At 60.0% G+C, this 22,353-nt stretch carries 19 protein-coding genes, 1 tRNA gene and 2 pseudogenes; 11 read left to right on the top strand and 11 right to left on the bottom strand.

Annotation, left to right across the window (positions count from 1 at the left end; all coding sequences use genetic code 11):
• Positions 1–28: 28 nt before the first annotated feature.
• Positions 29–1,699 carry a cytochrome c oxidase subunit I gene (gene ctaD / locus ACS5RD_RS20600; RefSeq protein WP_489928928.1) on the bottom strand — a complete coding sequence of 557 codons (1,671 nt, stop codon included), beginning with the start codon at positions 1,697–1,699 and terminating at the stop codon, positions 29–31.
• Positions 1,700–1,930: 231 nt separating this feature from the next.
• Positions 1,931–2,584 carry a lipoyl(octanoyl) transferase LipB gene (gene lipB, locus ACS5RD_RS20595; protein WP_489928927.1) on the bottom strand — a complete coding sequence of 218 codons (654 nt, stop codon included), beginning with the start codon at positions 2,582–2,584 and terminating at the stop codon, positions 1,931–1,933.
• 147 nt (positions 2,585–2,731) lie between these two features.
• On the opposite strand from lipB, the gene ACS5RD_RS20590 reads away from it, so the two are divergent.
• A tRNA-Leu gene (locus tag ACS5RD_RS20590) sits at positions 2,732–2,818 on the top strand.
• A 224-nt stretch (positions 2,819–3,042) separates the two neighbouring features.
• Positions 3,043–3,750: a calcium-binding protein gene (locus ACS5RD_RS20585; protein ID WP_489928926.1), complete on the top strand. Its 708-nt coding sequence runs from the start codon at positions 3,043–3,045 to the stop codon at positions 3,748–3,750.
• Here the strand turns inward: ACS5RD_RS20585 and ACS5RD_RS20580 are convergent.
• Positions 3,747–4,460, bottom strand: a pseudogene (locus ACS5RD_RS20580) (IS3 family transposase); the annotation flags it as partial. The gene ACS5RD_RS20585 and the pseudogene ACS5RD_RS20580 overlap by 4 nt on opposite strands.
• 2 nt (positions 4,461–4,462) lie before the next feature.
• On the opposite strand from ACS5RD_RS20580, the pseudogene ACS5RD_RS20575 reads away from it, so the two are divergent.
• From ACS5RD_RS20575 to speB, 6 genes and pseudogenes are all read left to right on the top strand, one after another.
• Positions 4,463–5,580, top strand: a pseudogene (locus tag ACS5RD_RS20575) (Hint domain-containing protein).
• Positions 5,581–5,940: 360 nt separating this feature from the next.
• On the top strand, positions 5,941–7,044 hold the full coding sequence (locus ACS5RD_RS20570) for an ABC transporter ATP-binding protein (RefSeq protein ID WP_489928925.1): 1,104 nt from the start codon (positions 5,941–5,943) through the stop codon (positions 7,042–7,044).
• Between the two features lie 72 nt (positions 7,045–7,116).
• A complete protein-coding gene (locus ACS5RD_RS20565) occupies positions 7,117–8,187 on the top strand; it encodes an ABC transporter substrate-binding protein (RefSeq protein ID WP_054006951.1) in 1,071 nt (356 codons plus the stop codon).
• A 120-nt stretch (positions 8,188–8,307) separates the two neighbouring features.
• Positions 8,308–9,564, top strand: a complete 1,257-nt coding sequence (locus ACS5RD_RS20560; RefSeq protein WP_489928924.1) for an ABC transporter permease — start codon at positions 8,308–8,310, stop codon at positions 9,562–9,564.
• A 10-nt stretch (positions 9,565–9,574) separates the two neighbouring features.
• Positions 9,575–10,549, top strand: coding sequence for an ABC transporter permease (locus ACS5RD_RS20555; RefSeq protein ID WP_489928923.1), 975 nt, complete (start codon positions 9,575–9,577; stop codon positions 10,547–10,549).
• Positions 10,550–10,557: 8 nt separating this feature from the next.
• Positions 10,558–11,514: an agmatinase gene (gene speB / locus ACS5RD_RS20550; protein WP_489928922.1), complete on the top strand. Its 957-nt coding sequence runs from the start codon at positions 10,558–10,560 to the stop codon at positions 11,512–11,514.
• A 52-nt stretch (positions 11,515–11,566) separates the two neighbouring features.
• Here the strand turns inward: speB and ACS5RD_RS20545 are convergent, their stop codons facing one another.
• The 8 genes from ACS5RD_RS20545 to ACS5RD_RS20510 all read right to left on the bottom strand — a co-directional run bounded on the left by ACS5RD_RS20545 (position 11,567) and on the right by ACS5RD_RS20510 (position 19,178).
• The gene (locus ACS5RD_RS20545) at positions 11,567–12,508 is read right to left on the bottom strand and encodes an AEC family transporter (protein WP_489928921.1); all 942 of its coding nucleotides are present in this window, start codon (positions 12,506–12,508) and stop codon (positions 11,567–11,569) included.
• The gene (locus ACS5RD_RS20540; protein ID WP_489928920.1) at positions 12,505–13,311 is read right to left on the bottom strand and encodes an MBL fold metallo-hydrolase; all 807 of its coding nucleotides are present in this window, start codon (positions 13,309–13,311) and stop codon (positions 12,505–12,507) included. Before ACS5RD_RS20540 ends, ACS5RD_RS20545 begins: the two co-directional genes overlap by 4 nt.
• A complete protein-coding gene (locus ACS5RD_RS20535; protein WP_489928919.1) occupies positions 13,311–14,111 on the bottom strand; it encodes a TatD family hydrolase in 801 nt (266 codons plus the stop codon). The genes ACS5RD_RS20540 and ACS5RD_RS20535 overlap by 1 nt, the downstream gene beginning before the upstream one ends.
• A gap of 9 nt (positions 14,112–14,120) precedes the next feature.
• A complete protein-coding gene (locus ACS5RD_RS20530) occupies positions 14,121–15,239 on the bottom strand; it encodes a DNA polymerase III subunit delta' (RefSeq protein WP_489928918.1) in 1,119 nt (372 codons plus the stop codon).
• Positions 15,236–15,850, bottom strand: coding sequence for a dTMP kinase (gene tmk / locus ACS5RD_RS20525; protein ID WP_489928917.1), 615 nt, complete (start codon positions 15,848–15,850; stop codon positions 15,236–15,238). Before tmk ends, ACS5RD_RS20530 begins: the two co-directional genes overlap by 4 nt.
• Positions 15,847–17,022, bottom strand: coding sequence for a D-alanyl-D-alanine carboxypeptidase family protein (locus tag ACS5RD_RS20520; RefSeq protein WP_489928916.1), 1,176 nt, complete (start codon positions 17,020–17,022; stop codon positions 15,847–15,849). The genes tmk and ACS5RD_RS20520 overlap by 4 nt, the downstream gene beginning before the upstream one ends.
• A 4-nt stretch (positions 17,023–17,026) precedes the next feature.
• A complete protein-coding gene (locus ACS5RD_RS20515) occupies positions 17,027–17,911 on the bottom strand; it encodes an SPOR domain-containing protein (protein WP_489928915.1) in 885 nt (294 codons plus the stop codon).
• 157 nt (positions 17,912–18,068) lie between these two features.
• Entirely contained in the window at positions 18,069–19,178 is a 1,110-nt protein-coding gene (locus tag ACS5RD_RS20510; RefSeq protein ID WP_489928914.1) for a class II histone deacetylase, read from the bottom strand.
• Between the two features lie 175 nt (positions 19,179–19,353).
• Between ACS5RD_RS20510 and ACS5RD_RS20505 the strand changes: the two genes are divergently transcribed.
• From ACS5RD_RS20505 to rpsD, 3 genes are all read left to right on the top strand, one after another.
• Positions 19,354–20,268: a lipid A-modifier LpxR family protein gene (locus tag ACS5RD_RS20505; protein ID WP_489928913.1), complete on the top strand. Its 915-nt coding sequence runs from the start codon at positions 19,354–19,356 to the stop codon at positions 20,266–20,268.
• A 151-nt stretch (positions 20,269–20,419) separates the two neighbouring features.
• A complete protein-coding gene (locus ACS5RD_RS20500; RefSeq protein ID WP_489928912.1) occupies positions 20,420–21,490 on the top strand; it encodes a Hint domain-containing protein in 1,071 nt (356 codons plus the stop codon).
• A gap of 168 nt (positions 21,491–21,658) precedes the next feature.
• On the top strand, positions 21,659–22,279 hold the full coding sequence (gene rpsD / locus ACS5RD_RS20495) for a 30S ribosomal protein S4 (RefSeq protein ID WP_054006965.1): 621 nt from the start codon (positions 21,659–21,661) through the stop codon (positions 22,277–22,279).
• Positions 22,280–22,353 lie beyond the last annotated feature (74 nt).

The raw sequence follows: 22,353 nt of genomic DNA, 5'->3' as shown, positions 1-22,353 counted from the left end.
CGGGGCTTTTTCAATGTATATCCGAACCTTAATGGCCGCGGTTGTGGTCCCAGTCGCTCTGCTTGGGAAGTTGCTCGAACGTGTGTTCGGGCGGCGGGCAGGGCAGGGTCCATTCCAGCGTGTCGGCGTATTCGTTCCAGTAGTTGTTCTGGGTGATTTTCTTGCCCCAGAGCAGCGAATAGAACATCACGCCGATGAAGAACACGAAAGACGCGAAAGACAGGAACGCCCCCATTGACGAGATATAGTTCCAGAAGGCGTAGGCCTCAGGGTAGTCGATGTAGCGGCGCGGCATGCCTTGGCGACCAAGGAAGTGCTGCGGGAAGAAGGTGACGTTCGAGCCGATGAACATCATATAGAAGTGCAGCTTGCCTGCCCATTCCGGATATTCACGCCCCGACATCTTGCCGAACCAGAAGTAAATCCCGGCAAAGATCCCAAACACAGCACCCAAAGACATCACGTAATGGAAGTGTGCGATGACGTAATAGGTGTCGTGATAGGCGCGGTCCACTGGTGCTTGGCTCAGCACGATGCCGGTCACGCCACCAACGGTGAACAGGAACAAGAAGCCAAACGCCCAGAGCATCGGGGTTTTCAGCTCAATCGAGCCGCCCCACATCGTCGCGATCCACGAGAAGATTTTGATGCCGGTCGGCACCGCGATTACCATGGTGGCCAGCATGAAGTAGCTTTGCTGGTTCAGCGACATGCCCACGGTGTACATGTGGTGCGCCCAGACCACGAAGCCCAGCACGCCAATCGCGACCATGGCGTAAACCATCGGCAGGTAGCCGAAGATCGGTTTGCGCGAGAAGGTCGAGATCACTTGGCTGACGATGCCGAAGGCCGGGATCACGATGATATACACTTCCGGGTGGCCGAAGAACCACAGGATATGCTGATACAGGATCGGATCCCCGCCACCTGACGGGTCAAAGAAGGTGGTGCCGAAGTTGCGGTCGGTCAGCAGCATGGTGATCGCACCCGCCAGAACCGGCAGCGCCAGCAGGATCAACCATGCGGTCACGAAGATCGACCAGCCGAACAGCGGCACTTTGTGCAGGGTCATCCCCGGCGTGCGCATGTTCAGGAAGGTGGTGATCATGTTGATCGCGCCCAGGATCGACGACGCCCCCGACAAGTGGACTGCAAAAATCGCAAGGTCCATCGAATAGCCAGCCTCTCGCGTGGACAGCGGCGGGTAAAGCACCCAGCCCACGCCCGCGCCCAACTGGTCTTCGCCGCCCGGTGCGAACAAAGATGCCACAGCCAGCGAGGTGCCAGCCACATACATCCAGTAAGACAGGTTGTTCATCCGCGGGAACGCCATATCTGGCGCGCCGATCTGCAGCGGCATGAAGTAGTTGCCAAAGCCGCCGAACAGCGCCGGGATCACCACGAAGAACATCATCAGGATGCCGTGCGCAGTAACGGTGGCGTTCCATACGTGGCCGTTCGGTGTACATTCACGGGCGGCATCCGCGATGAAGCGCATCCCCTCCATGCACATGTACTGTACACCCGGCTCCATAAGTTCGAGCCGCATGTAGACTGTGAAGATCACCGAGATCAGGCCGACAAGGCCCGAGGTGAACAGATAGAGGATCCCGATATCCTTATGGTTCGTCGACATGAACCAGCGCGTGAAAAAGCTGCGTTGCTCATGGTCGTGGCCATGGATGGCTGCGTCGGCCATTGGCGTCTCCCGTTGTCGTTGCATTCTTGCCCGCGCATGGAAAGTCCATGCCGGATTACAAGACGTATCTAGATTGAGGGCGGGGGCAGGGCAATGTCAGAGTTTGATCTGTGTCAATTTTTCCTGCTGTGCCGCGAGGATGCGACAGAGATTACGCATAGAAAGCGTTGGAAATGGCTGACTGTTTTGCAAGGTTATCGCCGTTGTGCCGGAGCCCATAACCTGATGACGTCACGGGAAGAATCGCGGAAATGTTTTCAGCAGGGCAGCGTCCAGATCGGCCATGCTCACCGGTAGGCCCAGATCGACAAGGCTGGTCACGCCATGCGCGCGGATGCCGCAGGGCACGATGCCGGAAAAATGCGACAAATCCGGCTCGACATTGATCGAGATGCCGTGAAACGACACCCAGCGCCGCAGCTTCACGCCGATGGCCGCGATCTTATCTTCGCGCGGGCTGCCATCCGGGTTTGCGGGCAGATCGGGGCGCACCACCCAGACGCCAACCCTGCTCGCGCGCCGCTCGCCCTTGACGTTGAACTCGGCGAGCGTCGCAATCACCCAGTTTTCTAAGGCACAGACAAATTTGCGCACATCGCGGCCACGCTGGTTCAGATCGAGCATCGTGTAGGCGACACGCTGACCGGGGCCGTGATAGGTATATTGCCCGCCGCGCCCGGCCTGAAACACCGGAAAGCGGTCGGGATCGGTCAGATCGTCCAGCTTGGCCGAGGTGCCTGCGGTGTAAAGCGGCGGATGCTCCAGCAGCCAGACGGCCTCGGGGGCGGTCCCTTCGGCAATCGCCGCCGCACGGGCTTCCATCGCGGCCAAGGTTTCAAGGTAGGGCGCAAGCCCCGGAAGATGCTGCCATTGCACGGGATTCATCGGCGCGCTCCTTATCCTTCACGTCACAGATGGCGCGGGCAGAGCCGAAATGCAACCGCTCTGGCCCGCAGGGATCAAACCATGCAGAATCCCCCTTTTCATCGCGCCAGAGTGCGGCTACATAACCGCCACCTTGCCGGATCAAGTGCGGATGTGGCGGAATTGGTAGACGCGCAGCGTTGAGGTCGCTGTTCTTTAATCGGAGTGAAAGTTCGAGTCTTTTCATCCGCACCAATCCGGCAAGGTGGTTTGAGCCAGAGGCTCGCCAAATACTTCAGAGAAATCCCTTTGATTTTTGCTAAAATCAGCGTCTTAACTCAAAATTATGACCTGAACGTTAGGCTGAAGCTTTGCGGCCGATACGCCGCGCAAGCCAAGGCCGATCATGCCAGATTTATCGGCATTTCTCATTACCCGACTTGGCCTTGCACAAGCCCCAGTTGCAGGGCCGAATTAACATGCCCATCGCAACATCCGGCAATGACTCGCTGACGGGCACCGCTTGGGCCGACACCATCTCTGGCCTTGCGGGCAACGACACCATCCACGGCAACGACGGCAATGATGAGCTGTATGGCGGCGCAGGCGCGGATTCGCTTTACGGCGACAATGGCACTGATGCGGTTTCGGGCGGCACCGGCAATGATCTAGTCGATGGCGGGGCCGGGGTGTATAACCTTGTCGGCGGACAGGGCGCTGATGCGTTTTATGGTGGCACCGGCAACGACATGCTGCTGGGCGATGGCCAGTGGCTGACCCAAGCCAGCTATGCCAGTGGCATTCTGGGATTGGGCACCACGCTGACGGTGACCAACTCTGCCGACGAACCGATCTATCTGGAATGGGCCGACTCGTTAGGCAATGTGCAGCAGGTGGCAACCATCGCGGCGGGGCAGTGCTATGCCTTCTCGACCCTCAGCAGCAGCAACTACATCCTGAAAGACGAGGATGGCTGTTTCCTAGAGCCGATCACTGGGGCGTTCAGCCAAACCGTCGCCTACGGCCCGAACTTGGGCGATGTACTCTATGGCGGCGCCAACGACGATTCCATGCTGGGCCAATATGGCGATGACACGCTGTACGGTGACGATGGCAATGACTCGGTCGAGGGCGGCACGAACACCTTGGACTGCAACGGTTTCGTTCCAGTCAGGTGCTCATGTTAGGCAGCCTTTCGTTCGAAGGCCACAGGGCTTTTCCAGCCCAAGGCTGAGTGTTTGCGGCGTGGGTTATAGAAGCCGTTGATGTATTCGAAGAGGGCCTCTTCGACCTCACGCCGGGTTTGCCAGCTGCGGCGCGAGACCAGTGCCGCTTCCAGCGATTTGAAGAAGCTTTCGACGGCGGAATTATCGTAATAATTGCCTTTCCCGCTCATTGAGGGTGTCCGTGCGTGCTTGTGCAGAAGCTTCTGGTCGTCGTGAGCGCAGTATTTGGGATCCACGATCCGTGTGATGAATGCAGCCTTGTGGTGGCCTTCGGATGGTGATCGCCATGTTCAGCGCCCTCAGAGCCAGATCCTGCTTCATACGGTTTCTGATCGCCCAGCTGTTACCCGGAGGGGATTTACGTGCAAATCACGCAGGGCAACCACACGCCTTGAGAAAGGATCAAGGATGACAGCGAGATAGACCCAGCCTTCGCGGGTCCATATGCAAGTGATATCCCCCGCCCACTTCTGGTTTGGCCCGCCCGCCAAGAAGTCTTGTTGCAGGAGATTCGGCGCAATGTTGAAGACATGATCGCTGTCGGTCGTTCGCTTGAACCTGCGGCTGCGAACAACCTGAATGCCATTTTGGCGCATCAGACGACCGACACGACGCCCGCCAACCCGTAGGCCCAACTCGTTCAACTCCTCCGTCATGCGAGGCCTGCCATACGGTGTTCGGTGGCGCGGGCAATGATGTCATCGACGATGTCGCTGGCTCCAGCCAACTTGGCAATGATCTGATCTATAGTGGCAATGACGTTGTTTGGTCGGGCTTGCGCAACCATACGCTTTATGGCGATGCGGGCGATGATTCCCTGTTGGGGGAAGCCAACGACGATCAGTTTTATGGCGGCGCTGGCAATGACACTTTGGACAGTGGTGCCGACAATGATCGGCTATTTGGCGGCATTGGTGCGGATCGGCTCGACGGCGGCAGTGGCAATGATACGCTGAGCGGAGGTGCAGGCGATAACTCCTTAACTGGCGGCACAGGCAATGATCATTTTGCCTTTGATACCAGCTGTGGCCACGATCTTGTTAGCGATTCCGATATGTCGTTGGGCGGCGGTCACACCGCAGGTCAACTCGATGAGTCTGATTTGCACAACGTTGATGGCAGCCCGGTGCGGCCATGGGACATCAGCGTCAGTGACGATGGCCACCATCAAGCGCTGCTAAGCTTTCCGGGCGGCGAAAGCGTGGTGCTGGGCGGCGTCAGCCCTGCTCAAGTGGCGCAAGACGGGGTGCTCCATTCCATGGGGGTGCCCTGCTTTGCTGCCGGCACGCGGATCATGACGCCGCAGGGCGGGCGGCTTGTCGAAGATATAGCGGTGGGTGATCTGGTCTCCACCGGCTCTGGCCAAGCGCTGCCAGTGCTCTGTTACGGTCAGCGCCTGGTTAAGGATCTGGCGATCCAGCCGCAGAATCAACCGATCCGACTGGCGGCTTCGGCAATCACCGCGGTCTGCTGTTGTCGCCGCAGCATGGGGTCTATCTGCTAAAGGCGGCGGGTCTGATCCGGGCGCGCCATTTGGTCGGGATCAGCCCACGCGTGGGGATCGCAAAGGGCCTCCAATGCATCAGCTATCACCACCTCTTGCTGCCGCAACACGACTTGCTGCTGGCAGAAGGCGCGCGGGTGGAAAGCTTCTACCCCGGTGCGATGGCGCTTGCCGCTCTGCCTGTGGTCGACCGTGCTGCGGTCGCGCCGCGATTTTGCGGCTCTGCCCGCTTGGTGTTGCCGACGCATCCGTTGAACTGTCTGCTCCAACTCTGCTTGCAAACCTGACGGGCCGCGCTGGGTGCCGCTGCTTTCCGGGGCCTCCGCGCGGTCCTCTGCGCGCTCAAAACCTGTGCATTTGACGTTACAGGCCCGTCTGCGGGCCGGTTTTGAGAATCAGTTAGCGCTAAGCCTTTCCGCTGAAGCTTGCCTTAACCGGGCCGCTTTCACCGCCTTGCAGCCGATACGACTGCCACATGGTTCATCAACTGCCGTTCTAAGCGGCAAACAGGGCGCAAAATGCCCGATTGAACCAGTTTGCCCGTGCAACCTTCCCGCTGCGTAATCGGGAATTGCCATCCAGTAGGCCATTGCCGTAAGCGTATAGGACAAGCGCAGGAAAACTGCCGGACACATGGGGAGATTGGCGTGGTTGCAACCAGCCCGAACGACGCTTTCGTCGCTTTTGAGCACGTTCAGAAAAGCTATGACGGCGTGTCACTGGTCGTCAAAGACCTGAACCTGTCGATTGGCAAAGGTGAGTTTCTGACGATGTTGGGGCCATCCGGCTCGGGCAAGACCACATGTCTGATGATGCTGGCGGGGTTTGAAACCGCGACGCATGGTCGGATCATGCTGGACGGCACCAATATCAACGAGGTGCCGCCGCACAAGCGCGGCATCGGCATGGTGTTCCAGAACTACGCCTTGTTCCCGCATATGACGGTGGGCGAAAACCTGTCCTTCCCGCTGGAAGTGCGCGGCATGGGCAAGGCAGAGCGTGAGGCCAAGGTCAAACGCGCCCTCGACATGGTGCAGATGTACAGCTTCATCAACCGCCGCCCCGCGCAGCTTTCCGGCGGCCAGCAACAGCGCATCGCTTTGGCGCGGGCCTTGGTGTTTGATCCCTCGTTGGTGTTGATGGACGAACCCCTCGGCGCTTTGGATAAACAGCTTCGCGAGCATATGCAGTTTGAAATCAAGCATTTGCACGAAAGCCTTGGCATCACGGTGGTCTATGTGACCCATGATCAGGGCGAAGCCTTGACGATGTCAGACCGTGTCGCCGTGTTCAACGATGGCCGCATCCAGCAGCTTGCGACGCCGTCAGATCTCTATGAACGCCCCGATAACAGCTTCGTCGCGCAGTTCATTGGCGAGAACAACAAGCTGCCCGGCGTGATCGAATCCATCGGTGACGGAAAATGCACCGTGCGGCTGGAAACTGGCGAAGTGATTGATGCGACGCCAGTGAACGTCTCGGAAAAGGGCGCGAAAACCCTTGTCTCGATCCGCCCCGAGCGGGTGGAATATAAGCCCGAGGCAATGCCCGCCAATGCCCACACCATCGACGCCGAGGTGATGGAGTTCATCTATATGGGCGACATGTTCCGCACGCGTTTGCGTGTTGCCGGATCGGACGAATTCGTGATCAAATCGCGCAATACCTTGGGGCAGCGCATGCTGGCCGCAGGTGAGAAGATCAAGATCGGTTGGGCACCGCAAGATGCCCGCGCGCTTGATCCAATGTGATCCTCCGCAAAGGGGGCGGCCGCAGGGACGCGGCCTCTTAACAAACGTCCTTATCCAACCTGGGAGACCTCGATGAAGAAACTTCTCGTTCTGTCCACCGCCCTGACCACCATCGCATTTGCCGCGCAGGCCGATGTGACGGTGATGTCGTGGGGTGGGGCTTACGGCGCTGCGCAAACCGAAGCACATGTTAAGCCGTTTACCGCGAAAACCGGCATCGCTGCCACAATGACCGACAGCGACAACCCGGCGACCCCGATCAAAGCCATGGTCGAGGCCGGCAACGTCACCGTTGACGTGGCTTCTGTGGAATATGCCGATGCGATCCGTCTGTGTGACGAAGGCGTACTGGAGCCGATCGACCCGGCGTCTTTGCCCGCTGGTGCGGATGGCACCCCGGTTGCTGACGATTTCCTGCCCGGCGCTTTGACCGATTGCGGTGTGTCGACCGATATCTGGGCGACCGTTTTCGCCTATGACACCACCAAGTTCCCCGAAGGCCCGAAAACCGCCGCCGACTTCTTCGACCTGACCAAGTTCCCCGGCAAGCGCGGTCTGCACAAAGGCGCGAAAGCCGTTCTGGAATTTGCTCTGATGGCAGACGGTGTTGCACCTGCTGACGTTTACGCCACCTTGGGCACCCCCGAAGGCGTCGATAAGGCGTTTGCGAAACTTGACACCATTAAAAAAGACGTGGTGTGGTGGGAAGCGGGCGCACAGCCGCCGCAACTGCTCGCAGACGGCGAAGTCGCGATGACCTCGGCCTATAACGGTCGGATTTTCAACGCCGCCATCGGTGAAAGCAAGCCGTTCCAGATCGTTTGGGATGCGCAAATCTTCGAAAACGAAATGTATGTGATCCCGAAGGGCGCACCGCACAAGGACGAGGCTTTGCAGTTCATCGCCTACGCCACCTCGACCGAAGGCATGCAGGCGCAAGCAACGCAGATCTCTTATGGTCCGGCCCGTCATTCGGCCAACGCCACGCCGATCATGTACAAAGACGGCAAGACCTTGATGGGTCCGAACGTGCCGACTGCCCCGGAAAACATGAAAAACGCGCTGCCGTCGTCGTTTGAATTCTGGGTCGACCACGACGCAGAACTGAACGACCGCTTCAACGCATGGCTTGCGGCAAACTGATCTGAATTCCGGGCGCGGTCTATATGCCGCGCCCGGTCTTCTCCCCCCTCGCGCGCCCGGTTTCACCTCGGGCTTGCGCACAAGCTGTTTATCCAGACCGCTAGCCTTCAAGGATGACCAATGGTTGATCTGACCGCTGCCCCCGAAATTTTGCGCACCGCAGACGGTCGCCCGCTGAAGTCCGCTCTGGCACTGGCACAACGCAAGGCCAAATGGCGCGCGTTCTTTCTGGTGCTGCCGCTCTTGGCCTTCGTGGTGCTGACCTTCATCGTGCCGATCCTGAAAATGCTGGAACGCTCGGTCAATCACGACGGCTTTTCCGCAAACGCGCCGACCATGGTGGCATGGTTCAACGACCATCCCGCAGGCGCAGATATTCCCGAAGACGCCTATGCCGCTTTGGTCACTGACCTGAAGCAGATGCAAAAGGACAGAACCGCAGGCGCTGCGGGCACCCGAATCAACTACACGGTGCCTGGCACGATTTCTGTGTTCAAATCCGCCGCGCGTGAGGCTGAAAAGCTGCAACCGCCCTATAAGGATGGGTTGATCGCCAGCAACAAGATGTGGGGCGATCCGCTGGTCTGGGTGGCGATGCGCAACGCGTCTTCGGCCTACACCTCGGATTTCTACATGGTCTCCGCCGATCTGAAGCGCGACGCCAATAACAGCTTGGTGCGGGTTGAAGACAACCAGCGCATCTATGTTTATCTGTTCTTGAAAACCTTCGTCCTGTCGATCGTGATCACTGTCGCCTGCCTGCTGCTGGCCTTCCCGATTGCGCATCTGCTGGCGGTTTTGCCGATGGCAAAGTCGAACCTGCTGATGATTCTGGTACTGCTGCCATTCTGGACCTCACTGCTGGTGCGCACCAGTTCATGGATCGCCATTCTGCAAGAACAGGGCATTATCAATGACTTGATGGTGTGGATCGGTGCATTCAGCGAGGATGGCCGGATCCGGATGATCTACAACCAAACCGGCACCATCATCGTGATGACGCATATCCTGCTGCCGTTCATGGTGCTGCCTTTGTATTCGGTGATGCGGGTGATCCCGCCCAGCTATGCCCGCGCCGCCCGGTCTTTGGGTGCGACCAGCTGGACCACCTTCCGCCGCATCTATCTGCCGCAAACCCTGCCGGGCATCGCCGCTGGCTCGCTGTTGGTGTTCATTCTTGCGGTCGGCTACTACATCACCCCGGCCTTGGTCGGTGGCGCCGATGGCCAGTTGATCTCCAACCTGATCAGCTTCCACATGAACAAAGCCAACTGGTCGATGGCCGCAGCGCTGGCCGCAATCCTGCTGGCCGCCGTGCTGCTGCTGTATTGGCTCTATGATCGCCTGATCGGCATCGACCGTTTGAAACTCGGCTGAGGAGAAACACATGGCCCTTCCCGTCTATGCCTCGCCGCTGGAGCGCGTCTGGTACTACACCTTCCGCATCCTGTGCGCGCTGATTTTCCTGTTTCTGGTCGCCCCGATCCTGATCGTCATCCCACTGTCGTTCAACGTCGAGCCGTATTTTTCCTTCACCCACAAGATGTTAACCCTGGACCCTTCGGGATATTCCTTACGCTGGTATGACACGCTGCTGACCTTGGGCGTCAACGCGCCCGACGATGCCGTGCGGGACAGCACATGGTGGGCCATGGTGTGGGAGCAGGCGACTTGGGTGAAAGCCGCGAAAAACTCGCTGTGGATCGGCATGTGGGCGACAATCCTCGCCACCGTACTGGGCACGACCGCAGCCCTCGGCCTGTCACGGCCCGAGATGCCGTATCGCCGCCTGATCATGGCACTGCTGATCTCGCCGATGATCGTGCCGATCATCATCATCGGCACCGGGCTGTTCTTCTTCTACTCCAGTGCCTGCATCTCGCCCGACAACTGGCTGGGCTGGCTGCTCTCGCCCTTCCTGTCGGCTAAAGGCTGCCTTGCCAACTCGCATCTGGGCATCATTCTGGCCCATGCCACACTCGGCATCCCCTTCGTGATCATCACCGTCACCGCCACTTTGTCGGGCTTTGATCAATCGCTGATCCGCGCCAGTGCCAGCCTTGGGGCCAACCCGCGCACAACCTTCTTCAAGGTGATCATGCCGCTTATCCTGCCCGGTGTAATCTCCGGCGCGCTGTTCGCCTTCGTGACCTCGTTTGACGAAGTCGTCGCCGTGCTGTTCATCGCGGGCCCCGAGCAGCAAACCATCCCGCGCCAAATGTGGAACGGCATCCGTGAGGCGATCAGCCCAGCCATCTTGGCGGTGGCTACCATCCTCGTGATCGTTTCCATCGCCATGCTGGCCACCGTCGAACTCCTGCGCCGCCGCTCTGAACGCCTGCGCGGCGTCACCCCACACTAGGACCCATCATGGCCAACACCTATGACACCGGGCGGTTGAACCTGCCATTCGTCGGGATTTCAACCTTCGGCAAGCGCCCCTACGTTGAAGACTGGTCCAAGATCGACGCCGATGTCGCCGTGATGGGTGCGCCGTTCGACTTCGGCACCCAGTTCCGAGCAGGCGCGCGCTTTGGCCCCCGCTCGGTGCGCGAAGCATCGACCCTGTTCAGTTTCGGCCATGCAGGGGCCTATGATCACGAAGACGACTGCACCTATCTGCCCGCCGCTGTCCGCATCGTTGACATTGGCGACGCCGATATCATCCACACCGACACCACCCGCAGCCATGACAATATCCGCATGGGCGTGCAAGCCATGCTGGCCGCAGGCGCGCTGCCGGTGGTGATCGGCGGTGATCATTCGGTGAATATCCCTTGTATTGAGGCGTTTGAAGGGCAGGGCGATATCCACATCCTGCAAATCGACGCGCATCTGGATTTTGTCGATGAACGCCATGGCGTGCGGGTCGGCCACGGCTCGCCGATGCGGCGTGCAGCCGAAAAGCCCTGGGTCAAGGGGCTGACGCAAGTGGGCATCCGCAACGTGTCCTCCACTGCGCGCGAGGGTTATGAAGCGGCACGGGTGATGGGATCGGATATCCTCTCAGTCCGCCAAGCCCGCGCCTTGGGGGCCGCAGCGGTGATCGCCCGCATCCCAAAAGGCGCGCGGGTCTATGTGACGCTGGATATCGACGGCTTTTGTCCCTCGATCGCCCCCGGCACGGGAACCCCTAGCCACGGCGGTTTCCTGTATTATGAAGTGCTGGAAATGCTGCAAGCGGTGGCGAAAAATCACGAGGTTGTCGGTATGGATCTGGTCGAGGTCGCCCCCGATTACGATCCGACTCAGTCGACGAGCATCCTCGCGGCTCAGATATTGCTGAACTTCCTCGGCTTCATCTTCCACGCGCGGGGCGTCCGCTAGGCCGAATTCCGCCACGGAATTCGTGCACGATTTCCGTCTCCGGAAATCGGCGTCACGGCAGAATGTGCAGCCAGCCCCAAGAAGTGAAAATCGACAGCCCCGTCGCCACCAGCACCGCCGTCGCGCTGATCCGCTTGCCGACGCCATACATACTGGCGAACATATAGGCATTGACCCCCGGTGCCATCGCCGAGGTCACGGTGACCGACCGCAAGCCATTGACATCCAAGCCAAAGCCAAAGCGCCCCAAGCTATAGGCAATCGCCGGATGCAGCAGCAATGAGGCAAAGCACACCGTCGCAATCAACCCCTTATCGCCCTCGGGATGATAGCGCAGCAGCACGCCGCCTAATCCAAACAGTGCCGCCGGCAGGCCCGATTTCGCCATCATATCCACCGCCGCCATGAAGAATCCCGGCTGCGGCACCCCACTCAGGTTCACCGCGAAGCCGATCATCAGCCCCACCACCAGCGGCTGGGTAAACACCCCCCGCAGCACCTGCTGCGCCAGATCGCGGTGACTCCGGCCCCCCAGTTCACGCGAGCGTGCCCATTCCATGAACACGATGCCAAAGGTGTAAATCAGCGGGGCGTGGATCGAGATGATTGCAAAATTCCCGGCCAGGGCCTCGGTGCCATAGGCACGTTCGGTGATTGGCACCCCCAGTAGCAGCGAGTTGGAAAACGTGCAGGCGAACCCAATCGCCACCGAATCCGTCAAGGGGCGGCCAAAGCCAAAGCGTGCCACACAAAACCCGAAAGCATAGCAGACCGCCGCCCCGGTATAGAAGGATATCAGCAGACCCGGCGCGAAGGCGGTGGCCAAATCCAGCGTCGCCACATTCTTGAACAACAGCACTGGCAGCGCGAAACTTTGCGCATAGCGCATCACACCATCGATAGCACTGTCGCTGAACAGCTTGGCGCGCGCCGCTGCATACCCAAAGCCAATCAGCAAAAACACCGGCAGAATAACGTCAAGCAACGCGCTCATACGACATTCTCAAACACCAGCTCCATGCCGTCAAACGCGGGGATCACGCCTTTTGGCAGCTCCGCCAACAGCGTGTCGTAATCCATATCCAGATGCATATTGGTGATCACCGAACGCGCCGGACGCGCCCGATTGATCCACTCCAATGTCAGCGCCAGATGTGCATGAGTTGGATGTGGCTTGCGGCGCAAAGCGTCGATGATCCAGCACTCAAGTCCTTGAAGTTGCGGCCAAACTGCCGCGGGGATAGTCACCACGTCGGGGATATAGGCCAGACCACCAATCCGAAACCCCAAAGCTTCCATCGAGCCGTGATCCACCACCATCGGTTCAAACCGTATCGCCCCGGCAGGTCCCGGCACCTCAAAAGCCCCATGTCCAATGGTGTGCAGATCAAGGATTGGCGGGTAGGGCGAGTCTTCGGGTTGCACAAACGCATAGGCGAACCGTGCCAGCAGCGCCTCTTGCGTCGGATGATCGGCCCAGACCGCCAGCCGCTGCCGCATGTTGAAGACAATTTGGCGCAGGTCATCAATGCCATGGGTGTGGTCGGCGTGCGAATGGGTGAACACCACGCCGTCCAGCGTGCCAATCCCGGCATCCAGCAGTTGCTCGCGCATATCCGGCGAGGTGTCGATCAGCACCCGCGTGATCGCATCGCCCGCCAACCGCTCCACCAAAAGCGAGCAGCGGCGGCGACGGTTCTTGCGGTTCAGCGGGTCACAATCGCCCCAATCACCGCCCAGCCGAGGCACGCCGCCCGACGACCCGCAACCGAGAATGGTAAACCGCAGCGTCGCCATTATGCCGCCTGTGCTTTGCGGGCCGCGCGGGGGAACAGGCGGTCAAAATTCGCGGTGGTGGCGGCGGCGAAGGCTTCTTCCGAAACCCCAAACACCCCTGCTCCGACCCGTGCCGTGAAAGCGGTATAGGCTGGCTCATTGCGGCGCCCGCGATAGGGCGGCGGCGCCAGATACGGGCTGTCGGTCTCCAACAAAATCCGATCCAACGGGGCGCGGGCGAAAATATCGCGCAATTCCTGCGACTTAGGGAAGGTCGCCACCCCCGACATCGACAGATAAAACCCCATCTCAAGCGCCGCCTGTCCCAAAGCCTCACCCGAGGAAAAGCAATGCATGACGCAGGCATAGGGGCGCGTGGCCATGCCTTCGGCCAAAATCCGCGCCATATCATCATCCGCCGCACGCGAGTGGATGATCAACGGCAACCCGGTTTCCTGCGCCGCCTCAATATGGATGCGCAGCGACTTTTGTTGAATTTCGGCCGTCTCGGCGGTGTAGTGATAGTCCAGCCCGGTCTCCCCAATGCCGACAAACTTCGGATCGTCAGCCAGCGCCACCAGATCCTCGACGCTCACCGGTGGATGTTCCGCCGCGCTCATCGGATGGATACCTGCGGCATAAAACACCGAGGGATAAGCCGCCACAATCGCCCGCACATTTGGCAAATTATGCAGCTTCGTGCAGATCGTCACCATCCGACTGACCCCAGCCTCATGCGCCCGCGCGATGATCTGCGGCAACTCGCCCTGAAAGTCGGGAAAATCGAGATGGCAATGGCTGTCAACAATCTCAAAAGCCATGCTGCACCTCTAGGCGAGCTCTGTCGCCGTCTCATTGATATGCAGAACCATATCCATCAGAAGCGCAGCAGGGTCAAGGTTCACCGCCTTGCCGCGCCGCGCGCGCAAGCCCAAATGTTGCGCCACATCGGCCCAAGTCCGGGCATGATCGGGCGACGGCGACAGCCGGGCGATCAGATCACCTTCCCCCTTCGCAGCCTCGGGCGGCAAAATTTGCAGCGTGCCCGCACGAGCCAGACGTGCGAGAAACAAATCCAGCAGTGTGACGATCAGCTCGAACTGTGCTTCCGCGCCCTTGCCCGCCCCCGCCTCGGCCAGGTTTTGCGCGCGGGGGCGGTCCAGCCGGGGCAGGGTGGCAAACAGCCGGATCAGGTTTTCATACAGCTTCAGCCCGTCGAGATTGGTCATCCGAAACGCCTCACCCACCGAGCCGCCCGCCAGTTCCGCCAACGCCACACGATCCGCAGGCTCCACATCGCCGCCCGCTTGCGTCAGCGCATCGGACAAATTTTCCGCGGACAACGGCCCCAACCGCAATTCGCGACAACGTGAGCGGATGGTCGGCAAAAGCTTGGCGGGCTGATGCGAAATCATCAGAATCGTCACCTTTGCGGGCGGTTCCTCCAGCAGTTTCAGCAAGGCGTTGGCAGCAGAGACGTTCATTTCGTCAATGGAATCAATGATCGCCACCCGCCGCCCGCCATCCGCAGCCGACAGCGCGAAGAACGACTTCATCTTGCGCACCTCGTCTACCGAGATCACGCTTTGCAGCCGATCGCCTTTGTCATTCGGCGCACGGCGCAGCAAAAACATCCGCGATTCCGTCAGCGCCGCCATGCGATGCGACACCGGATGGTTGTCCGGTATGTCCAAACTGTCTGGCGGCGGCGGCGCAAACATCCCGCCGTCATCGTCGGGCGTCGCCAACAGAAACCGAGCGATCCGCCACGCCAAAGTCGCCTTGCCGACCCCGCGCGGCCCAGTAATCAGCCAGCCGTGATGCAGTCTTGTGCCGTTGAAGGCTTGCAGAAACGTGGCTTCCGCCTGCGCCTGCCCGATCAACCGCGCGGTATGGCGCGGATGCGGCGCGCCCTCAATCCGGTCGGGTTCGGGCAGATCCTCGCTCATAGCCGCGCCAGAACGGCAGCCAAGACATCCGCCGCCACCACCTCAGCCGGACGCGCGCCAGCGATCACCCGGAACCGCGCCGGATGTGCCGCAGCCAGCGCCAGAAAGCCATCGCGGGCCTTTTCCTGCACTCCCAAGCCCATGCCCTCAAAGCGCATTTCGCGTCCAGCCCGCGCCACGGCCCGCGCCAGCCCTTCGGCGGGATCAATGTCGATCAGCACGGTCAAATCCGGCTCCATCCCGATCATCAGCGCGTGCAATCGGTCGACCGTGTCGCGCAGATCGCCGCGAGTCAGGCCCTGATAAATCCGCGATGAATCCGCAAACCGGTCCGAGATCACCACCTCGTCCCGCGCCAAAGCCGGACGGATGGTCTTCTCCAGATGATCACGCCGTGCAGCTGTAAACAGCAACAACTCGGTCTCGGTTGACCAACGATCCGCCGCGCCCTCCAGCACCAGACGCCGGATTTCCTCGGCCCCGGCACTGCCGCCGGGTTCGCGGGTCAGACACACCACCAGCCCACGTGCGCGCAAAGCCTCGGCCAACAACCGGGCTTGGGTAGACTTACCAGAACCGTCAATGCCTTCAAACGAAAGGAAAACGCTCACGTCGCCGGAGCCTTTTCGCCGGTCTTATCGCCGAGATAATCAGCCTGCAACTTCTGCGCAGCAGCTTTAAGCCGGGTCATGAACCCGCCCGCGCCAACATCGGCCCCGGCCACCAGATCAATTCGGCGATCCGGCATGTCGGGCAGATGCACCAGCAATTCGGCGAGTTTGGTGCCCTTCAGCACCGGCGCCTTAATCGGACTGGTATAACTGACTTCGGCCTGCACAGCCTCGGCAGCCCCCGCCGGGATCAGCAGGCGCAAATCTTCGGCTGGCACCAAGGCCACGCTGGCCGCCTCGCCCATGAACACCTCGGCTTGCGCCACTTCGCTGCCGGCTTTCGCCACAGTTTTCAGCGCAAACTGCCGGAATGCCCAGTTGGCGATATTCTCGGCTTCTTTCGAGCGTTCTTCTGCCGAGGCCATGCCCGAGATCGCAAACACGATCCGGCGCTCGCCTTGTTTGACAGATCCCACCATGCCAAACCCGGCCTCTTGCGTGTGGCCGGTTTTCAAGCCATCCGCACCAATCCCCAAGGCGAGCAAGGGGTTACGGTTGTTGGCATTGGCCGGCGCGCGGTTTTTGTAGTTGAATTCGGTCTGCGAAAACACCGGATAGAGATCGGGATAGGTGGTGATCAGATGCACCGACAGCAGGCCAAGATCCTTCATGCTCATCCGCTGGCCGGGGTCCGGCCAACCCGATGAATTGGCGAAGGTCGAGTTTTCGAGGCCCAAAACCTTTGCGCGTTCGTTCATCTTCTTGGCAAATTCAGCCTCGCTGCCCTCCAACCCTTCGGCGACCACGGTGCAGGCGTCGTTGCCCGAGTTCACGACCATGCCTTGGATCAGATCGCTGACCGTGGGGCGGTCGTTGCGCTGCAAGAACATGGTCGAGCCGTTCAAATCGGTGAACTTCATCGCTTCAGCCGAGACGCCAAAACTGGTGTCCATCTGCACCCGGCCATCTTTCAGCGCCTGAAACAGCATCTCAACCGTCATCAGCTTAGACATCGAGGCTGGCGGCAACGCCTCTTCCCCGTTTTTATCCATCAGCACGGTATGAGTGGTCACATCATAAACCCATGCCGCTATTGCGCTGGTTTCAAACGCCTGACCCGGCAGGCTGGCGGTCAAAAACAAAGCGGCTGCGGAAAATAAACGGAAGATCATTGGGTTAGCCTTTCAGGAAATAGGCGTCCTTGAATCCCGCCTGCTTGATTTTACCCATCAGGGCCTTGTCGCCGCGCGCTGTCACAGACCAGAAGCTTTTGCCTTGGGCCGTTTCTGCGCGGATATCAGCCGTGATCCCTGCGGCTTTCAACTGGTCGCTCGCGCGTTTGGCATTGGCCTCAACCGAGAAGATGCCGACCTGGATCAATCCACCCTTGCCGCTGGCAACCGGAGCCTTAGCTGCCGCCGGGGCAGGGGCCGCCGCCGCAGGTTTTCCGCTGGCGGGCACGGTTGCAATCGGCGGCGCGGTTGGCTTGCCACCCTTCGGTGCTGCGCGGTCAATCGCCGCCGCCGCACCGGGGATCGGGTCGAGCGTTTCGGTCGCCACGGTTTCCGCCGCGTCGAGAATGGGCTTGTTGGCATCGGGTGCTGTCTTCGCCGCTTCCTCACGCCGCAAAGCCGTCACCGAAACCTTGCCCGGTTCGCCCGCGAGCAAGCCCAAAGCCGCCGCCGCATCCGATGAGATTTGCAGCTTCGGTCCCGGATTGTCCAACTCGCGCCGGAACAGCGCGCCGATGACGAATTTGCCGTTGGCGGTGTTGCGCAGTATCACCCGCTCGGGGTCTTTTGCGTCGGGCGAGGCCACCCAGACACCGCCCAGCGAGGGGCGGCCGTCCCACAAAGCCTGATCGGTGGCCTGAAAAATCGACGGGTCTTCCACATCGCGGTCCACCAGCTTGACAGATTTCGATGAGGCCGGAATCTCACCTTGCGCCGTCCCATCCGGTGGAGCCTTGGCGGCCAGCGGGCCCTTGCCCTCTTGGCACCCGGTCAAAATCGCACCCATTGCCACCGCGATCATCAAACGTCGCATTGCCAAACTTGTCATGCCCTGCTCCCCTGCGCGTAGTATTGCTCGCGCTTTCCCACCTTTTGGTGGCTTTGCCTCTGCCGTTGGTCGTTTCAGACCCGTTCACGCGGCATGATACAGTCTGGCGCAAGCGCAGGGAAGGGTGTGCTTTGCCTTGGGCGGAAAACCTTCGTGATCAGCCGAAAATCCGCCAAGCCTGCGCTTCCAGCCTTGCCCGCTGAAACGCGATCAGATCGGCGGGCGGCTGTTGCAGATCAGACATTTCCAGCAGCGGGTCGATCACCGGGCTGCGCGTGCCCAGCAGTTCCTCGACCACGGCGAGCCCGCAAAACGGCACATAAATGTCGGAATAGCCGCCCTCATGTGCCACCACAATCTTGCCGCCACACAGCTCCTCCGCCAACCCAAACACCTGCCGCGCCATCGCCCGAAACGTCTCAGATGTCGCCTGCATCCGCGCCAAAGGATCGACGCAAGAGGCATCGTAGCCCGAAGCCACCACAATCAGATCAGGCTTGAACTCCCGCAGCGCTGGCGTCACCAACAGCTCAAAGGCATCAAGATAAGCCTGATGGCCGCAGCCTGCGAGCAGCGGAATGTTGAGATTTGTGCCATGCCCCGCACCGATACCACGATCTTCCGCCCCGCCATAGCCCGGCGGAAAGCAGTTTTCCTGATGCAAGGATATCGTCAGCGTATCGGCGCGATCATAAAAAATCGTCTGGGTACCATTGCCATGATGCACATCCCAATCCACCACCGCCACCCGCAACGGCCCATGCTTGGCGCGCACCGCCTCCAGCGCCACCGGGATATTCGCCAGCAGGCAAAACCCCATCGAGGCATCAGGCAAACAATGGTGGCCCGGCGGCCGCGACAGCGCGTAGGCCCTTGAGGACACGCCCGTCACCACATCCTCCACCGCCTGCTTCACCAGCCCCGAAGACAGGCAGGCGATCTCATAGCTGCCCTGCCCAAACGGCGCGAAATGCGGCGGGATATTGCCGCCGCCTGTGTCGGACATTGCCTTAAGGCGGTCGAGATAAGCGGCGGTATGCACCCGCAGTAAATCTTCCCGACTTGATGGCGCAGCCGTGCGCACCTCCAGTTGCGGCCACATCCCCGCCACTTCCAGCAGGTTCTTGAACCGCCGTTTCGTCTCAGGGTTCTCCGCAAATCCGGTGGCAGAGGGCGGCTGTACATAGCCACCTGCGGGCATAAACAGCGCCTGCTCGCCGCCCGTGTGCCATAGGCACCGTTCGTCATGGTAGAATGCTGTGGCCATCTCACATCCTTTCGTGCGGAAAATTCTTTTGCAGTAAGAATATGTTTTCCATCTTCTTGCCATAGTGCAAATGCAACAACAGCAGATGCACTGCTCAGGTGGCAGTTAAACTATAACGATAAAAAGCGCGGTTTGTGGCAGAATAGGCCAAAAGACGGCGGAGTTGGGGATCGAGATGTTGGACTTTGTAAAAACCTTGGCGATTGCCGCGACGCTTGCCGCCGCCCTACCCGCCCATGCCAAAGATCGGGTGACGCTGGGTTGGGGCCGCATGTTCACCAATGACGCATTGGGTGACCAAAAAGACCGCTGGCGCACCGGCGGCTATCAGGTCAGCCGCATCCGGGGCTATGCGTGGGATGGCGCTTTGCCAACCACACCCGGCGAGATCCTCGAATTCCGCGGCTCGGCGCAGATCGTAGCGCCCGAAGATCTGGTCTCGCCGCCGCCAACAGACCGCCGCTATGCCGCGCAACTGTCGTTTGGGCTGCACACGCAATTTGACTGGCACGGCAATGATGTCAGCGTCGGCACCGAGCTGGTGCTGCTGGGGCCGCAGACCGGGATCAGCAATTTCCAGAAATGGATTCACAACATGGTCGGGCTGGAGAAGCCCACGGTGATCGACAACCAGATCGGCAATGGCATCTATCCGACGCTGGAGGCTGAACTGGGCCACAAATTTTCACTCGGGGATCGGGCCGAACTGCGCCCCTTCGTGCAGGCGCAAGCCGGGGTCGAAAGCTTTGTGCGCGTTGGCGGCGATCTGGTGATCGGCACGCTGGGCCGCGATGATCTGATGGTGCGCGAAGGCGTCACAGGCCAGCGCTACCGCGCTGTGGAAGGCACGCGCGATCAAGGCGTTAGCTTTATTCTCGGCGGTGATATCGCGCGGGTGTTTGACTCGGCTTTGCTGCCCGCAGATGGCGTGGCCACCCTGACCGAAGACCGCTCACGCCTGCGCGCGGGGGTGCATTGGCAGGGCGAAAAGGCCTCGGTGTTCTATGGCGTCAGCTATCTGAGCAAGGAATTTGATCAGCAGCCGGAAGGCCAGTTGGTTGGCGGGCTGAACCTGAACCTCAAGTTCTAAGCAAATCGAATCGGCCGAAGAACACCGGCTCAACTCAAGGTTGTATAAAGCAACATTCACTTGCTCTGTTGCCTTTTTACCATAGGAATTCGCGTAACCCTCTGTTAACGTTTCCAGATAAGAAACAAAAAAAACGAGCAGGCAAACAGGCATGAAAACGGGCTCTTTGGGCACGTTCGTCATCTCTTGGTCACAAACAGAAGTAGACGGCCTCAAGGCCGCATCCTTGGACTTACTGAGCGTCGGTGCCGCATGGCGCTGGACGGGTGCGGCCGTGCGTGTGGACGGTCCTCAGGGGTTGCTACTTTTGGAACAGGCTGAAGGGGCGGCGGATTTACGCAAACGGGCGGCGCGCATGGTGCGCCGACTGGTGGGTGTAGCGGTGGGTGGCGAGGTTAAGCCGGAATACGAAACAGATCCCTATCCTGATCTTCCCGATCAGGGCTTTATCGTCACCGATGGGCATCAGTCCTTCACGGTAACCATCATTCCGGTGCCGGACACCGGGGCGCATCTGTTGATGCTGGTCGGCGATCTGCCGCCCTGCGATCAGGATTTGTGGGTGGTGCGCACCGCGATTGACCGCACCCATTCCGGGGCAGGGGCGCGCGTCGCAGGCGGGGTGATTTGCTTTACGCCTGATACACGCGTGGCCACGCCCGACGGTGTGCAGCAAATCCGTCACCTGCGCAGCGGTGATATGATCCTGACCCGCGACAATGGCCCGCAAGAGGTTCTCTGGACCGGTCACAGGCGGATGTCCGGCGCGCGGCTTTACGCCATGCCACATCTGCGGCCCATTCGATTTCGGGCAAATTCGATGGGCCTCTACCGCCCGGATGAGGATTTGTTGGTCTCGCCGCAGCACCGGATGCTGGTCAAAGGTGCCGCAGCACAGGCCTTGTTCAACACATCGGAAGTGCTGGTCGCCGCCGAAGATCTGGTCAACGACGCCACCATCGCCGTTGATCATGTGCTACGCGAGGTGACTTATGTGCATATCCTGTTGGAGCAGCACAATATCGTCTGGGCCAATGGGCTGGAAACCGAAAGCTTCCACCCCTCCAACACCGCGCTCGATACTGTCGATCCGGTACAGCGCGAAGGCCTGCTGCACATCCTGCCCGAGATCGCAGAAAATCCGCACGCCTACGGCGATTACGCCCGCCGTAATATCTCGGGGTCCGAGGCCGCCATCCTGCGGCACGAACTGGCGGCATAAAGTGGTCTGCAGCGGTTGACTCTGCTTAGGCCGACTGTATAAGCCGCCCTACGTCCCGGATGAAAGTCCGGGGCTTTTCATTGGTGTTGGTGGACTTCGCAAGAAGAACCCTGTCGAACCTTCGGGTTAAAGGACAACGCCCTTCGTAACTTAAGAAGGAGATCAGAGATGACAAAACGCACCTCTGCCAAGTACAAAATTGACCGCCGCATGGGCGAAAACATCTGGGGCCGTCCGAAATCCCCGGTGAACAAGCGCGAATATGGCCCCGGCCAGCACGGTCAGCGCCGCAAGAACAAGCTGTCGGATTTCGGTACTCAGTTGCGCGCTAAGCAAAAACTGAAGGGCTATTACGGCGATCTGACCGAAAAGCAGTTCCGCAAAATCTACACCGAAGCAGAACGCGTCAAAGGCGATACCGGCGAGATGCTGGTGGGTCTGCTGGAGCGTCGCCTCGATGCCGTCGTCTACCGCGCCAAGCTGGTGCCGACCGTGTTCGCAGCGCGTCAGTTCGTGAACCACGGCCACGTCACCGTCAACGGCAGCCGCGTCAACATCGCGTCGTACCGTGTCAAAGAGGGCGACATCATCGCCGTTCGCGAAAAGTCGCGTCAACTCGCGATTATCGCCGAAGCTTTGGCTTTGACCGAGCGTGATACCCCGGATTATCTGGAAATCGACACCAATAAACTGACCGTGAAGTTCATCCGCACCCCCGGTCTGGGCGACATCCCGTATCCGGTCGTCATGGAACCGAACCTGGTCGTCGAATATTACGCCAAAAACTAAGCTCTGCCCCACTCGGCAGAGGCGAAACCGTTATGATCGGCCCGCCTTTATGGCGGGCCTTTTCTCTTTCATCG

It is taken from the genome of Cypionkella sp. PAMC25878 (assembly GCF_058135695.1).
Note: the sequence above shows the minus strand (reverse complement) of the source record. Positions and strands in the feature narration are given on the sequence as shown.